The organism is Streptomyces sp. NPDC029292 (genome assembly GCF_055569295.1).
The window spans coordinates 37694-51950 of the sequence record NZ_JBVHXR010000009.1 but is presented as its reverse complement, the minus strand read 5'-3'; the positions used below and the strand labels follow the sequence as shown (position 1 = coordinate 51950).

General features: G+C 70.5%; 10 protein-coding genes and 1 riboswitch. Of the genes, 2 read left to right on the top strand and 8 right to left on the bottom strand.

Annotation, left to right across the window (positions count from 1 at the left end; all coding sequences use genetic code 11):
* Positions 1 to 37 precede the first annotated feature (37 nt).
* The 3 genes from ACZ4WS_RS20670 to ACZ4WS_RS20660 form a co-directional block, all read right to left on the bottom strand.
* Complete coding sequence (locus ACZ4WS_RS20670) at positions 38 to 1225, bottom strand: alkaline phosphatase family protein (protein ID WP_467982351.1); 1188 nt, start codon at positions 1223 to 1225, stop codon at positions 38 to 40.
* The gene (locus ACZ4WS_RS20665) at positions 1225 to 1812 is read right to left on the bottom strand and encodes a DUF5998 family protein (protein ID WP_467982349.1); all 588 of its coding nucleotides are present in this window, start codon (positions 1810 to 1812) and stop codon (positions 1225 to 1227) included. Before ACZ4WS_RS20665 ends, ACZ4WS_RS20670 begins: the two co-directional genes overlap by 1 nt.
* A gap of 83 nt (positions 1813 to 1895) precedes the next feature.
* Positions 1896 to 4709: a bifunctional acetate--CoA ligase family protein/GNAT family N-acetyltransferase gene (locus tag ACZ4WS_RS20660; protein ID WP_467982348.1), complete on the bottom strand. Its 2814-nt coding sequence runs from the start codon at positions 4707 to 4709 to the stop codon at positions 1896 to 1898.
* A 175-nt stretch (positions 4710 to 4884) separates the two neighbouring features.
* Between ACZ4WS_RS20660 and ACZ4WS_RS20655 the strand changes: the two genes are divergently transcribed.
* Positions 4885 to 5166 carry an HPr family phosphocarrier protein gene (locus ACZ4WS_RS20655; protein WP_079309245.1) on the top strand — a complete coding sequence of 94 codons (282 nt, stop codon included), beginning with the start codon at positions 4885 to 4887 and terminating at the stop codon, positions 5164 to 5166.
* Between the two features lie 217 nt (positions 5167 to 5383).
* On the opposite strand, the gene ACZ4WS_RS20650 is transcribed toward ACZ4WS_RS20655, so the two are convergent.
* From ACZ4WS_RS20650 to ACZ4WS_RS20635, 4 genes are all read right to left on the bottom strand, one after another.
* Positions 5384 to 6079 (bottom strand): GntR family transcriptional regulator, encoded by a 696-nt coding sequence (locus tag ACZ4WS_RS20650; protein ID WP_467982345.1) that lies wholly within the window; start codon positions 6077 to 6079, stop codon positions 5384 to 5386.
* Positions 6080 to 6274: 195 nt separating this feature from the next.
* The gene (locus ACZ4WS_RS20645; protein ID WP_467982343.1) at positions 6275 to 7039 is read right to left on the bottom strand and encodes a M23 family metallopeptidase; all 765 of its coding nucleotides are present in this window, start codon (positions 7037 to 7039) and stop codon (positions 6275 to 6277) included.
* Positions 7040 to 7052: 13 nt separating this feature from the next.
* Positions 7053 to 7212: riboswitch (cyclic di-AMP (ydaO/yuaA leader) on the bottom strand.
* A 254-nt stretch (positions 7213 to 7466) separates the two neighbouring features.
* Positions 7467 to 8870 carry a M16 family metallopeptidase gene (locus ACZ4WS_RS20640; protein WP_467982342.1) on the bottom strand — a complete coding sequence of 468 codons (1404 nt, stop codon included), beginning with the start codon at positions 8868 to 8870 and terminating at the stop codon, positions 7467 to 7469.
* Positions 8867 to 10228: a M16 family metallopeptidase gene (locus ACZ4WS_RS20635; RefSeq protein WP_467982341.1), complete on the bottom strand. Its 1362-nt coding sequence runs from the start codon at positions 10226 to 10228 to the stop codon at positions 8867 to 8869. Before ACZ4WS_RS20635 ends, ACZ4WS_RS20640 begins: the two co-directional genes overlap by 4 nt.
* Positions 10229 to 10487: 259 nt before the next feature.
* Between ACZ4WS_RS20635 and ACZ4WS_RS20630 the strand changes: the two genes are divergently transcribed.
* Positions 10488 to 12947: a DNA gyrase/topoisomerase IV subunit A gene (locus ACZ4WS_RS20630; RefSeq protein ID WP_467982339.1), complete on the top strand. Its 2460-nt coding sequence runs from the start codon at positions 10488 to 10490 to the stop codon at positions 12945 to 12947.
* Between the two features lies 1 nt (position 12948).
* Here ACZ4WS_RS20630 and ACZ4WS_RS20625 read toward each other — a convergent pair whose 3' ends face one another.
* The gene (locus ACZ4WS_RS20625; RefSeq protein ID WP_467982755.1) at positions 12949 to 14010 is read right to left on the bottom strand and encodes a CobW family GTP-binding protein; all 1062 of its coding nucleotides are present in this window, start codon (positions 14008 to 14010) and stop codon (positions 12949 to 12951) included.
* Positions 14011 to 14257: the final 247 nt, after the last annotated feature.

Here is a 14257-nt window from a genome sequence, read left to right as displayed (position 1 = left end):
CCTTTCGGCAACGGGGGAAGGGAACGGAGGGGGTGCTTCAGGAACGTACTTGCAGGAGGGGCACGAGCTGCTCGACGGGGGTCATCGAGCCGTGGTTGCCGACCATCGCCGACTCCTTCGGCTCCCGCTCGGTCGCGATGATCAGGACGTCGTCGCGAGCCGCCGCGACGACGTCGCCGATCCGGGCGTACACCCGTTCGTCGACCTGCGGGCCGAACCAGCCCGCCGCGATCGCCTCGTCGCGCGAAGCCACCCAGAACTGCTCGCCGAGCACCTCGCGCCAGCAGGTCAGGACGTCCGCCTCGGCGCCCGGCACCGCGTAGACGTGCCGCGCGCGGCCCTCGCCGCCGAGCAGGGCGACGCCCGCGCGCAGCTCCCAGTCCTCGTCGAAGTCGATGCGATGCTGCTCGTCGAAGGGGATGTCGATCATGCCGTGGTCGGCGGTCACATACAGCGCCGTACGCGGCGGAAGTTGCTCCGCGAGGCGCTGGACCAGCCGGTCGACGTACATGAGCTGGCCGCGCCAGGGGTCCGAGTCGACGCCGAAGCGGTGGCCCTTGCCGTCCACCTCGGCGTAGTACGTGTAGACCAAGGACCGGTCCCCGGCGGCCAGTTGCTCGGCTGCGAGGTCCATGCGCTCCTCGCCGGACAACCGCCCATGGAACGTTCCGCCACTCAGGGCGATCTTCGTCAGCGGGGTGTTCTGGAAGGTCGGGGAGGAGACCTGGGCGGTGTGCACGCCCGCTTCATGAGCGAGCTGGAAGACCGTGGGGTACGGCTGCCAGGCGCGCGGGTCCGTCCACGGGTTCCAGCGGAGCTGGTTCATCAGCTCGCCGGTCCGGGGGTTGCGCGCGGTGTAGCCGGGCAGGCCGTGCGCGCCGGGCGGCAGGCCGGTGCCGACGGAGGCGAGCGAGGTCGCGGTGGTCGCGGGGTAGCCCGCGGTGATCGGGCGGCCCGTGCCCCCGCGCGAGGACGCCAGGAGTGACGTCATGAAGGGGGCCTCGTCGGGGTGCGCCTTCAGCTGTTCCCAGCCGAGGCCATCGATCAGGAAGACGCAGTTCCGGTCGGCCTCGGTCAGCTCCGGTATGGCGGTGGTCATGCCGGGGACGGCCATGCCCGCGGCGAGCGTGGGCAGCAGGTCGGCGAGTGAACCGGCGCCGTACTCGGGGACGGGTGCGGAGTCGACGGCGAGCGGTTCCGGGTGGTCCCAGGTGGGCAGCGCCATCAGCGGGTGGTGTCCGCGGTCGCCTCGGAGAGGGACTGCGCGAAGGCGAGGGCCTGGCGGACCGTCTCCGGGCCGTCTCCGGCCTCGCTGACGCGCAGGCTCAGGTCATCCGCCGTCGAATTGCCCGTGTAGCCGTGGTCCGCCTCACAGTTGGGGTCGCCGCAGGCGGCGGGCTCCAGGTCGATGCGGGAGACGGCGCCCCAGCCGATGGTCAGGACGACCTCGCGGGGCAGCGTGCCCGGCGTGTACGACTCCGGGTTGGCGACGACGCGGCTGACGACGACCGAGGAGATCCGGCCGAGCTTCACCGACTCGGTGGACGTCGTGGCGTACGGCGTCGGGGACGTGGTGTCCGCGTTCTGCTCGTCGGTGTGGCTCACGATGAAGCGGTTGCCGGTGAGGACGAGCACGGTGACGTGCCGCCGGACCTCGTTCGCGTCGAACGTCGTCTCCTGGTGGACCAGGTACGACCGGATGGACTCGCCGCCGATCGCGGCCTCCACCGCCTCGGCCACGAGGGCCGGGTAGTAGCCGCTGCGCTCGATCGCCGCTCGCAGCCCCTGGGTCGTCGTACTGGTCTTGGCCATGATGTCCATCCTACGGGGGCCCACTGACTGCGAGGCACCGCTCGCGGGTGTCTGTCGTGGACAGGATCAACAGGTCGACACGATCAGTAGACCGGAAGCGTGCGCGGGCCGAGGTCGTCCCGGACGGGCGCATGGGCCAGCCGCACGGTGGCGCCGAGCACGCTCAGGCCGCGCGGGGCCACGACCACGGGCTCCAGGGAGACCGCGACGACCTCCGGGTGATCGTCGACCAGCCGCGACACGCGCAGCATCAGCTCTTCGAGGGCCACCGTGTCGACCGGCGCGGAGCCCCGCCAGCCGAACAGCAGCGGTGCCGTCCGGATCGACCGGATCAGCGAGGTCGCATCCCGTTCGGTGACCGGAATCAGCCGGTGCGCCGTGTCCCCGAGCAGCTCCGAGGCGGCCCCGGCGAGCCCGAACGAGAGCACCGCTCCGGCCGCCGGATCGATCACCGCCCGGACGACCGTGTCGACCCCGCGCGGTGCCATCCCCTGGACGACGGGCCGCAGCAGCTCCGGCGTCCCGAACAGCTCGGTCAACTCCGCGTACGCCCGCCGCAGTTGCTCCTCGTCCGCCAGATCCAGGCGTACGCCGCCCAGGTCGGCGCGGTGCCGCAGGTGCGGGGCGGTGGTCTTGAGGGCCACGGGGTAGCCGAGGGCGCGCGCCGCCCGCGCCGCGTCGTCCGGTGTCGGCGCGGGCAGGGCACGGCGTACGTCGATGCCGTACCGCCCGAGCAGCACGCACGTGTCCTCGGTGCCGAGCGTCAGCCCCTCCCCTCGCGTGAGCAGTCCGTCGATCTGCTCCGCGGCGCCCTTCTCGTCGATGTCCTCGTACTCGGGCACCTTGCCGGGCTCGGCGGCCTCGCGTCGCCACTGGGCGTACTTCACGGCTTGCGCGAGCGCACGGACGGCACGCTCGGCGGCGGGGTAGGCGGGGATGAGGCGAGCCTCTTCAGAGGCGGGTGCTTCGGTGGGCAGGCGTTCCGCGGGGCGGGCCTGGGCAGCGGCTCCCGGTGCCATGGGCGCTACCTGCGGTGCGGTACTGGCCGCCGCGGACAGCGCTTGGGCGAGCCCACCGAGCTCGACATGGACGACGAGCACCGGCTTCGCCGGAGCCGAGCGGGCCGCCGAACGCAGCGCCTCGGCCAGGGCCGCGTCATGAGCGGACGTCTCCCCCACCGCCGGAATGGCGGTCACCACCACGGCATCGCAACCGCTGTCGGCAAGGGCTTCCGAGAGCGCGCCCCTGAAGTCCTCCGCCGACGCCGCCGTCGTCAGGTCCAGCGGGGGAAGCGGCCGCAGCCCCTCGGCAAGGCACGCGTCATAGGTCAGCAGCCCCAACGACTCGGAGTTCCCGAGGATCGCCACCCGGGGTCCAGGTGGGAGCGGCTGGCGAGCCAGCAGAAGCCCCGCGTCGACCAGCTCGGTGATCGTGTCCACCCGAATGACCCCGGCCTGCCGCAGCAGCGCGGAAACGGTGGCGTGCGGCAATCGTGTGGCCCGTACGGCATGCCCCTGCGGAGCGGCGGCATGCCGCGCGCCCTGCACCACGACCAGCGGCTTCGCCGCCGCCGTGCGCCGGGCGAGCCGGGTGAACTTGCGCGGATTGCCGATGGATTCGAGGTACATCAGGGCGACATCGGTGTCCGGGTCGTCGTACCAGTACTGGAGTACGTCGTTGCCGGACACGTCCGCGCGGTTGCCGGAGGAGACGAAGGTCGACACCCCCGTGACCCCGGTGACGCCGCCGCCGCGCCGGTGCAGCCGGGACAGCAGGGCGATCCCGATCGCGCCGGACTGGGCGAACAGGCCTATCCGTCCGGGCCGCGGCATCTCCGGCGCGAGCGAGGCGTTGAGCCGCACGTCGGGGGACGTGTTGATGACCCCGAAGGCGTTGGGGCCGATGATGCGCATGCCGTACGTACGGGCCTGGCGGACGAGTTCGCGCTGGCGCTCGCGCCCTTCGGGGCCGCTCTCGGCGTACCCGGCGGAGACGACCACGAGCCCCTGCACCCCGTGCTCACCGCACTCGGCGACGACCTCGGGGACGTGCGGCGCGGGCACGGCGACGACCGCGAGGTCGACGGGCTCGCCGATGTCGCTGATGGAGCGGTGCGCGGGGACTCCGTCGAGCTCCTTCTCCTGGAGCGCCTTGTTCACGGCGTACAGGCGGCCGGTGAATCCGGCGTCGCGGAGGTTGGTGAGGACGCTGCGGCCCACGCCGCCGGGTGTGCGGCCCGCGCCGATGACCGCGACCGAGCCGGGCGCGAGCAGCCGCTGCACGGACCGGGCCTCGGCGCGCTGCTCCCGCGCGCGCTGCACGGCGAGCGACCGGTCGGTGGGCTCCAGGTCGAACTCCAGGCGTACGACACCGTCCTCGAAGTGCCGCTTCTGCTGGTACCCGGCGTCCGTGAACACCTTGATCATCTTGGTGTTGGCGGGCAGCACCTCGGCGGCGAACCGGCGGATGTCGCGCTCGCGGGCGACGGCCGCGACGTGTTCCAGGAGGGCCGAGGCGACACCGCGGCCCTGGTGGGCGTCCTGCACGAGGAAGGCGACCTCGGCCTCGTCGGCGGGTGCGGAGGCGGGCAGGCCGTCGGCGTTGATGCGGTCGTAGCGTACGGTGGCGATGAACTCGCCGCCCACCGTGGCCGCGAGCCCCACCCTGTCCACAAAGTCGTGGTGCGTGAAGCGGTGGACGTCCTTGGCGGACAGGCGCGGATACGGCGCGAAGAAGCGGTAGTACTTCGACTCGTCGGACACCTGCTCGTAGAAGCTGACCAGACGCTCGGCGTCATCAACGGTGATGGGCCTGATGCGTGCGGTGCCGCCGTCGCGCAGCACCACGTCGGCCTCCCAGTGAGCGGGGTACTCGTGCCGGTCCGACGAGGTCTGCATGGGCCCCAGAGTACGGCTCGCGTCCGACAACGGCGCGAGGCAATCTGTGGGGACGGAAGTCGGATCGAGGCCGCGGTCCGACGACACTCCGGACGGGACGAAGGACCGCCCCGGAGACGCTTCACGATATGGGACACTGGTCTAGACAACCCTGAACACTGAAGGGCAGCATCACATGGCTGAGCGCCGCGTCAACGTCGGCTGGGCTGAGGGCCTCCACGCCCGTCCCGCCTCCATCTTCGTCCGGGCCGCCACGGCCTCCGGTATCCCCGTGACGATCGCCAAGGCCGACGGCAACCCCGTCAACGCGGCCTCCATGCTCGCGGTCCTCGGCCTGGGTGCCCAGGGCGGCGAGGAGATCGTCCTCGCCTCCGACGCCGAGGGTGCGGACGCTGCCCTCGACCGTCTGGCGAAGCTGGTCTCCGAGGGCCTCGAGGAGCTCCCCGAGACCGTCTGAGCACCTCGGACATCGTGCGGCGGAGCCGCGTCGGCCCTAACCCGGGCGACGCGGCTTCGCCGTTTTTCGTACGCCGTCCCGAGAATTCTTCACACATCACCCAAGAACCCGTGTCGCACGCACGGAAATAGCGCACCCGGGAATTACCGGCACGCGAAAATAGAGGCAGCAGAAATAGACCCCTGCCGAATATCCCTCTTTGTATACGGCGCCGGTGTTAATGCCGCAGGCCCGTCATGTTTACGGGATGTTGCGAAGTCCTCACACGGTCCGGACGATCTCCCCCGCCGGGGAAACGGAGCCGGTGCGCGGCCGTCGCGCGCTCGGTGTGCAGGGCCGTGATCGCCCGCGCCCGCTCACTGTCGCCGCGCGCCACGGCGTCCACGATGCCGCCGTGCTCCGCCCAGGACTCCGCGGGGTTGGCCGGCGCCTCGACCGCGTACATCCAGGCGATCTTGTGCCGCAGCTGGGCGAGCGTGGAGGTCAGCGCGGGGCTTCCGGAGGCCTGCGCGAGCGTCTCGTGGAACCAGCCGCCCAGCGACCGCAGATCCTCGCTGTGCCCCCTCCTGGACCGCTCCTGACCCAGCCTGACCAGGCCTCGGAGCACCTTGAGGTGGGCCTCGGTGCGGCGCTGCGCGGCCCGCGCGGCACCCAGCGGCTCCAGCAGCATCCGCATCTCCAGGAGGTCCGAGGCCTCCTGCTCGGTGGGCTCCGCGACGCACGCGCCCGCATGCCGTCGGGTGGTGACGAAGCCCTCGGCCTCCAGCGTGCGCAGGGCCTCGCGCACGGGGACGCGCGAGACGCCGTAGCGCCGCGCGAGCAGTTCCTCGGTGAGCCGGCTGCCGCGCTCGTAGACACCCGCGACGATGTCGTCACGGATCGCCGTGCATACCGAGTGCGCCGGAATACGCATGACCGGACCTCCGCTTTAATCCCCGCGAAACGCCATCGATTGACGCTTGTTCAGTGACTCTATTGCAGGGAGCCGGAATTTCCGATGGCAGGCCGGAATCCATGGATATTTTTTGGACAGAGGCCGCTCGAAACGACGATGCCCCGGCTCGGTGGCCGGGGCATCGGAAGTGGTGGAGATCAGGTGAAGCGGTCGTCAGACGTTCACGCCGTGCGCGCGGAGGTAGGCGACGGGGTCGATGTCGGAGCCGTACTCCGGCGTCGTACGCGCCTCGAAGTGCAGGTGCGGCCCTGTGGTGTTGCCGGTGGCCCCGGAGAGGCCTATCTGCTGGCCCGGGGTGACCGTCTGGCCCACGGAGACGCCGATGGACGACAGATGGCCGTACATCGTGTACGTACCGTCGTGCATCTTGATGACGATCTGGTTGCCGTAGGCGCCGCCCCAGCCGGCCGTGACGACGGTGCCGGTACCGACCGCGTGGACCGAGCTGCCGGACGCGGCATGGAAGTCGACGCCGGTGTGGCTGCCGGACGACCAGAGGCTGCCGCTCGCCTTGTAACCGGTGGAGATGTACGAGCCGGTGATCGGCAGGACGAAGGAGTTGAGGCGCTTGCGCTCGGCGGCGCGGGCGGCGCGCTCCTTGGCCTCGCGTTCCTTCTTGGCCTTCTCCGCGGCCCGCTTCCGCGCGGCCGCCTCGGCCTTCTTCTGCGCGGCGGCCTCGTCGGCGGCGCGCTGCTGGGCGGCGGCCTGCGCGTCGATCTGGGCGGCGACCGAGTCACCCATGGTGATGGCCTGGGTCAGCCCGGTCTGCTCCACGGAGGTGTCCGCGGCGAGCGCCGGGGCGGCCAGCGCTCCGATGACACCGGTGGTGGTGAGCGCCGCGACGCCTACGGCGTTCGTGGTGGTGCGCTTCACGCGGCTCGGACGACGATGCTTCCCGGTGCCACAGGTGAACGCCATGTAGGGGCTGATCCTTTCCTTCCTTCTCGCCTACCGGGTTAGCTGACGGGTTCGGAGCAGGAAGGTCTCCTACGGACCCCCTCCTGGGAGGGCGTCCGATTCACCCCAGGGACTGCGTGTGGGTCCCCGGCTCCCCTGGCTCGCGCCGTACGGGGACTCGGCGATGACTGTCCGGTGCCGCGGGCGCGGCGCACTGCCTGACGAACAGCCGGACCGACGCTAATCGGGACATCTTTCAATCAACAAACGGATCACGGCTTTTGTAGCGCATGCCACAGGGCAGACAGGCAACCTCCGTGCCAATACGGACACCCCGAGGACGAAGTCCGGGAAAAGAAGCTTAAGTACGGGAAAAAGGATGAAGTCCGGGCAAAAGGAGGCCCAGGTGACTCTTCAGTCACCTGGGCCCTCAGGGGTCGTGCAGTTTCTACTCGGCCGGTACGACGGTCACTTCACCGATTCCGAGGGCCCTGACGGGCTCCGCGATCTGCGCCGCGTCGCCCACCAGGACGGTCACCAGACGGTCCACCGGGAAGGCGCTCACCGCGGCCGCGGTGGCCTCCACGGTGCCGGTGGCGGCGAGCTGCTGATACAGCGTCGCCTGGTAGTCGTCCGGCAGGTGCTGCTCGACCTGGTCGGCGAGCGTGCTCGCCACCGCCGCCGCGGTCTCGAACTTGAGGGGCGCCACACCCACCAGGTTCTGTACGGCGATGTCGCGCTCGGCGTCCGTCAGGCCCTCTGCGGCGAGGGTGCGCAGCACCTTCCAGAGGTCGTCGAGCGCCGGTCCGGTGTTCGGGGTGTCGACGGAGCCGCTGATCGCGAGCATCGCGACACCGGTAGCCCCCCCGGAGGGAGAAGGCGCGGCGGAGCGCAGCACCTGGCCGAACGCCCGCACACCGTAGGTGTATCCCTTTTCCTCGCGCAGGACGCGGTCCAGGCGCGAGGTGAGGGTGCCGCCGAGGCAGTACGTGCCGAGCACCTGGGCGGGCCAGACGCGGTCGTGCCGGTCGGCTCCGACGCGGCCGATGAGCAGCTGCGTCTGGACGGCGCCGGGGCGGTCCACGATGACGACGCGGCCGGTGTCGTCGGCGCTCACCGGCGGCACGGGGCGCGGCTCGGCCGAGGAGCCGGTCCAGGCGCCCAGCGTGTCGGCGAGCAGCGCGTCGAGGTCGACACCAGTGAGGTCGCCGACGATCACGGCGGTGGCCGTGGCGGGGCGTACGTGCTTCTCGTAGAAGGCGCGTACGGCCGCCGAGTCGATCTTCTGGACGGTCTCCTCGGTGCCCTGGCGCGGGCGCGACATGCGCGAGGTGGCCGGGAACAGCTCCTTGGAGAGCTCCTTGGCCGCGCGGCGAGCCGGGTTGGCCGTCTCGTGCGGGATCTCGTCCAGCCGGTTGCGCACCAGCCGCTCGACCTCGCTGTCCGCGAACGCCGGTGCCCTCAGGGCGTCGGCGAGCAGACCGAGCCCCTTGGGGAGGCGCGAGACGGGGACTTCGAGGGACAGGCGTACACCGGGGTGGTCCGCGTGCGCGTCCAGGGTGGCGCCGGAGCGCTCCAGCTCGGCGGCGAACTCCTCGGCGGAGTGCTTGTCGGTGCCTTCGGAGAAGGCACGCGCCATGATCGTGCCGATGCCGTCGAGGCCCGCGGGCTCGGCCTCCAGCGGCGCGGCGAGGATCACCTCGACGGCGACGACCTGCTGGCCGGGGCGGTGGCAGCGCAGCACGGTCAGGCCGTTGTCGAGCGTGCCGCGCTCGGGCGCCGGGAAGGCCCACGGCTTGGCCTCGCCGGCCTGGGGCTGCGGGTGGAAGTCCATGGTGGCGAGCTCGGTCACTTCGCCGCCTCCTCGTCGGTGTCTTCAGCGGCGTCGGTTTCTTCGGCGGCTTCGGCGGCGATCGGCTCGTAGACGAGGACCGCGCGGTTGTCGGGGCGCAGACGGGACTTGGCGACCTCCTGGACCTCCTCGGCGGTGACGTCGAGGACGCGCTGTACGGCGGTCAGGGCGAGCTGCGGGTCGCCGAACAGGACGGCGAACCGGCACAGTTCGTCGGCGCGGCCCGCGACCGTGCCGAGCCGGTCCAGCCACTCGCGCTCCAACTGGGCCTGGGCGCGCTCCATCTCCTCGTCCGTGGGGCCCTCCTCGGCGAACCGGGCGAGCTCCTCGTCGACGGCGGCCTCGATGACCGGGACCTCGACGTCGCCGGACGTCTTCACGTCGAGCCAGCCCAGGGAGGGCGCTCCGGCGAGCCGCAGCAGACCGAACCCGGCCGCGACGGCCGTGCGGTCGCGGCGCACGAGCCGGTTGTAGAGCCGGGAGGACTCACCGCCGCCGAGGACGGTCAGTGCGAGGTCGGCCGCGTCGGACGCGCGCGTGCCGTCCTCCGGGAGCCGGTAGGCGGCCATCAGGGCGCGCGACGGGACCTCTTCCTCGACGACCTCGCGCAGCTGCTCGCCGATGGTGTCGGGCAGTGAGCCGTCACGCGGGGCGGGCTTGCCGTCGTGCCCGGGGATGGAGCCGAAGTACTTCTCGATCCAGGCGAGCGTCCGCTCCGGGTCGATGTCACCGACGACCGACAGGACCGCGTTGTTGGGCGCGTAGTAGGTGCGGAAGAACGCGCGCGCGTCCTCCAGGGTGGCCGCGTCCAGGTCCGCCATCGACCCGATCGGGGTGTGGTGGTACGGGTGACCCTCGGGGTACGCGAGTGCGGTCAGCTTCTCGAACGCGGTGCCGTAGGGCACGTTGTCGTACCGCTGCCGGCGCTCGTTCTTGACGACGTCGCGCTGGTTCTCCATGGACTCGTCGTCGAGCGCGGTGAGCAGGGAGCCCATGCGGTCGGCCTCCAGCCAGAGGGCGAGCTCCAGCTGGTGGGTGGGCATGGTCTCGAAGTAGTTGGTGCGCTCGAAGCTGGTGGTGCCGTTGAGCGAACCGCCCGCACCCTGCACCAGTTCGAAGTGGCCGTTGCCCTTCACCTGGCCCGAGCCCTGGAACATCAGGTGCTCGAAGAGGTGTGCAAGGCCGGTACGGCCCTTGACCTCGTGGCGCGAGCCGACGTCGTACCAGAGGCACACCGCCGCGACCGGGGTCAGGTGGTCCTCGGAGAGCACCACGCGCAGGCCGTTGGCCAGGCGGTGCTCTGTCGCTGTCAGGCCGCCGGAGCCTGCCTCAGCTGTGGCCGTGTGACCCATGGGCATGTACGTCCCTTCGATCGCGGAAAACTGCCGAATTCCTGTCGGTCCTGCCACTGTATGCAAGCGCGCCGACAGCTGGCGAAGTTCCCGCACCTCGTACGCCGAGAGCGAGACTCGCGCAGGGCACAAGACCCCTTGGAAGAGCCCGCCGAGGGCCGCTATGGACGGGTCGTGGTCCACGTTGTCAGTGGGGCGGTCCACAATGGTGCGCGTCAGATCCCGTTCATGCCCCGGCAGAGACTGTGAAGGAGCCGCAGCAGCGATGGCCCGCCGCAGCACGAAGACCCCGCCGCCCGACGACTCGTACGAGGAGAAGATCCTCGACATCGACGTCGTGGACGAAATGCAGGGCTCCTTCCTCGAGTACGCGTACTCGGTCATCTACTCGCGAGCCCTGCCGGACGCCCGCGACGGCCTCAAGCCCGTGCACCGTCGCATCGTCTACCAGATGAACGAGATGGGCCTGCGCCCCGACCGCGGCTATGTGAAGTGCGCCCGCGTCGTCGGCGAGGTCATGGGTAAACTCCACCCGCACGGCGACGCGTCGATCTACGACGCCCTCGTGCGCCTGGCCCAGCCCTTCTCCATGCGCCTGCCGCTGGTCGACGGCCACGGCAACTTCGGCTCGCTCGGCAACGACGACCCGCCGGCCGCCATGCGTTACACCGAGTGCCGGATGGCCGACGCCACGTCACTGATGACCGAGTCCATCGACGAGGACACGGTCGGTTTCACGCCGAACTACGACGGCCAGGAGCAGGAGCCCGACGTCCTCCCGGCGGCGTACCCGAACCTCCTGGTCAACGGCTCGTCGGGCATCGCCGTCGGCATGGCGACGAACATGCCGCCGCACAACCTCGGCGAGGTCATCGCGGCCGCCCGTCACCTGATCCGCTACCCGGGCGCCGACCTGGACACGCTGATGAAGTACGTGCCGGGCCCCGACCTGCCCACGGGCGGCCGGATCGTCGGCCTCTCCGGGATCAGGGACGCGTACGAGTCGGGCCGCGGCACCTTCAAGATCCGCGCCACGGTGTCGGTGGAGGACGTCACGGCGCGCCGCAAGGGCCTCGTCGTCACCGAACTTCCCTTCACCGTCGGCCCGGAGAAGGTGATCACCAAGATCAAGGACCTGGTCAACGCCAAGAAGCTGCAGGGCATCGCCGATGTGAAGGACCTCACCGACCGTTCGCACGGACTGCGCCTGGTCATCGAGATCAAGAACGGCTTCGTGCCGGAAGCGGTCCTGGAGCAGCTCTACAAGCTGACGCCGATGGAGGAGTCCTTCGGTATCAACAATGTGGCGCTGGTGGACGGCCAGCCGCTCACCCTGGGTCTCAAGGAGCTCCTCGAGGTCTATCTCGACCACCGCTTCGAGGTCGTACGCCGCCGCAGCGAGTTCCGCCGCGGCAAGAAGCGCGACCGGCTGCACCTGGTCGAGGGCCTCCTCGTCGCCCTGCTCGACATCGACGAGGTCATCCGCCTGATCCGCTCCAGCGACAACTCGGCGCAGGCGAAGGAGCGCCTGATGGAGCGCTTCTCCCTCTCCGAGATCCAGACGCAGTACATCCTGGACACGCCGCTGCGTCGCCTCACCAAGTTCGACCGCATCGAGCTGGAGTCGGAGCGCGACCGGCTCAACGGCGAGATCGACGAACTGACCGGCATCCTGGATTCGGACACGGAGCTGCGCAAGCTGGTCTCCGGCGAATTGGCCTCAGTGGCCAAGAAGTTCGGCACCGACCGGCGCACGGTTCTCCTGGAGTCCGCGGGCACCGTCGCCTCGGCGGTCCCGCTCCAGGTGGCGGACGACCCGTGCCGGGTGCTGCTGTCCTCGACGGGCCTGCTCGCGCGTACGGCCAACGGCGACCCCTTCGGGGACGCCGAGGAGGCCAGGCGCACCAAGCACGACCTGATCGTCTCCGTGGTGTCCGCGACGGCCCGCGGCGAGGTCGGCGCGGTCACGTCCACAGGCCGCCTGCTGCGGCTGAACGTGATCGATCTCCCACAGCTGCCCGAGACGGCATCGGCGCCCAACCTCTCCGGAGGCGCGCCGATTTCGGAGTTCCTGTCCTCCCTGGAGGCGGACGAGACCGTGGTCTGCCTGACGACGCTCGACGAGTCGTCACCGGGCCTGGCGATCGGCACGGAACAGGGTGTCGTCAAGCGTGTGGTCCCCGACTACCCCTCGAACAAGGAGGAGTTGGAGGTCATCACCCTCAAGGACGGCGACAAAATCGTCGGCGCGGTCGAGCTGCGCACCGGCGAGGAGGACCTGGTCTTCATCACCGACGACGCCCAGCTGCTGCGCTACCAGGCCGCGCAGGTCCGCCCGCAGGGCCGGGCGGCGGGCGGCATGGCGGGCATCAAGCTCGCCGACGGCGCGAAGGTGATCTCCTTCACGGCGGTCGACCCGGCGGTCGACGCGGTGGTCTTCACGGTGGCGGGCTCGCGCGGCACGCTGGACGACTCCGTCCAGACCACCGCCAAGCTGACCCCCTTCGACCAGTACCCGCGCAAGGGCCGCGCCACGGGTGGCGTGCGCTGCCAGCGGTTCCTGAAGGGCGAGGACTGCCTCTCGCTGGCCTGGGCCGGCCCGGCTCCGGCGCGGGCGGCCCAGAAGAACGGCACACCGGCCGAGCTGCCGGAGATGGACCCGCGCCGCGACGGCTCGGGCGTGTCCCTGGCGAAGACGGTGGGTGTGGTGGCGGGCCCGGTGTAGGTCAGCCGGCCTCTTCGAGGTCCTCGGGATCCTTGTCCTGCGCGTAGAAGTCCTCGGGATCCTTGTCCTGTACGTAGCGGAGGACGCCCCACATGCTGTGTTCATCGGCGTGTGGGACGTCCTCTTCGCACGCCTCCAGTTCCTTACCGAGGGCTCCGGCGTCGACGCCCGAGCCGATCAGGACAAGCTGGGTGAGGCGCGCGTCGGCATCGGTCCAGGGCTGCGGAGAGAAGCGCAGGAATCGTCCGACGGCATGCACGGCGTACCGATTGGCCCGGTCGTGGGCGCCGAAGTCGACGTACCCCTTGATGCGGTAGAGCCCTTCGGGCCTGCTGTCGAGGAAGTCCATCAACCGGCGTGGGCTGAGCGGCACCTCGGAGGCGTAGGACAGGGATTCGTAGGCGGAGTGCAGGTGATCGGCGTGGTCGTGCTCTGCGTGATCGTGGAGGTCGTCGAAGGACAGCTGCCCGACGCGCTCCTCGGTCGGCCTGCAGTCGAAGAGGAACTCGGGGTCGATCCGTCCATAGGTGGCAGGTACGACGGCGGCGCGGTCGGCGAGTTCCCGGACGACGCGGAGCACCCGCTCGCCCTCCGCCGCCCGGTCGACCTTGTTGACGACCACGAGATCGGCGAGGGCGAGATGCCGGTCGATCTCGGGATGCTTCTCGCGGGTGGAGTCGAACTCGGCGGCGTCGACGACCTCGACCAGTCCCCCGTACACGATCCGAGGATGCTCGCTGGCGAGCACCATCCGCACGAGCTCCTGGGGCTCGGCGAGCCCGCTCGCCTCGATGACGATGACGTCGATCCGGGCCGAGGGCTGGGCGAGCCGCTCCAGATAGATGTCGAGCTCACTGGCGTCGACCGCACAGCACAGGCACCCGTTGCCCAGGGAGACGGTGGAATCCCCCAGCGCCCCCGCCACCGCCATGGCGTCGATCTCGATCGCGCCGAAGTCGTTGACGATGGCCCCGATCCGGCTGCCTCCGCTGCGGTGCAGCAGATGGTTGAGCAGGGTGGTCTTGCCGGAGCCCAGGAAACCGGCGAGGACGACGACCGGGATCTGCGGGGGCCTCTGTCGCGTGCTGAGCTGCGGACTGCCCTGCCGACCGGGCTGCGGACTGAACTGGCTCAACGGGCGACCTACCTCTTTCACGCCGGTGCGTACACCGGCTCGCGGACCGGCTCCCGTACGAGGGCGGCTCGTGGACCGGCGCTCGTACGGGCAATGACTGCCGACCCAGGATACGAGTGGGAGGAAACGCCGCGAAGTGAACGATTGTTAGCGGCGCTCGCGGGGCACACGTTGG

Bases quoted from the DNA above. Each gene is read 5' to 3' on its own strand.
- ACZ4WS_RS20635 (WP_467982341.1), bottom strand. From the start codon at position 10,228: ATGCCCATGGGTCACACGGCCACAGCTGAGGCAGGCTCCGGCGGCCTG.
- ACZ4WS_RS20670 (WP_467982351.1), bottom strand. From the start codon at position 1,225: ATGGCGCTGCCCACCTGGGACCACCCGGAACCGCTCGCCGTCGACTCC.
- ACZ4WS_RS20650 (WP_467982345.1), bottom strand. From the start codon at position 6,079: ATGCGTATTCCGGCGCACTCGGTATGCACGGCGATCCGTGACGACATC.
- ACZ4WS_RS20660 (WP_467982348.1), bottom strand. From the start codon at position 4,709: ATGCAGACCTCGTCGGACCGGCACGAGTACCCCGCTCACTGGGAGGCC.
- ACZ4WS_RS20665 (WP_467982349.1), bottom strand. From the start codon at position 1,812: ATGGCCAAGACCAGTACGACGACCCAGGGGCTGCGAGCGGCGATCGAG.
- ACZ4WS_RS20655 (WP_079309245.1), top strand. From the start codon at position 4,885: ATGGCTGAGCGCCGCGTCAACGTCGGCTGGGCTGAGGGCCTCCACGCC.
- ACZ4WS_RS20645 (WP_467982343.1), bottom strand. From the start codon at position 7,039: ATGGCGTTCACCTGTGGCACCGGGAAGCATCGTCGTCCGAGCCGCGTG.
- ACZ4WS_RS20630 (WP_467982339.1), top strand. From the start codon at position 10,488: ATGGCCCGCCGCAGCACGAAGACCCCGCCGCCCGACGACTCGTACGAG.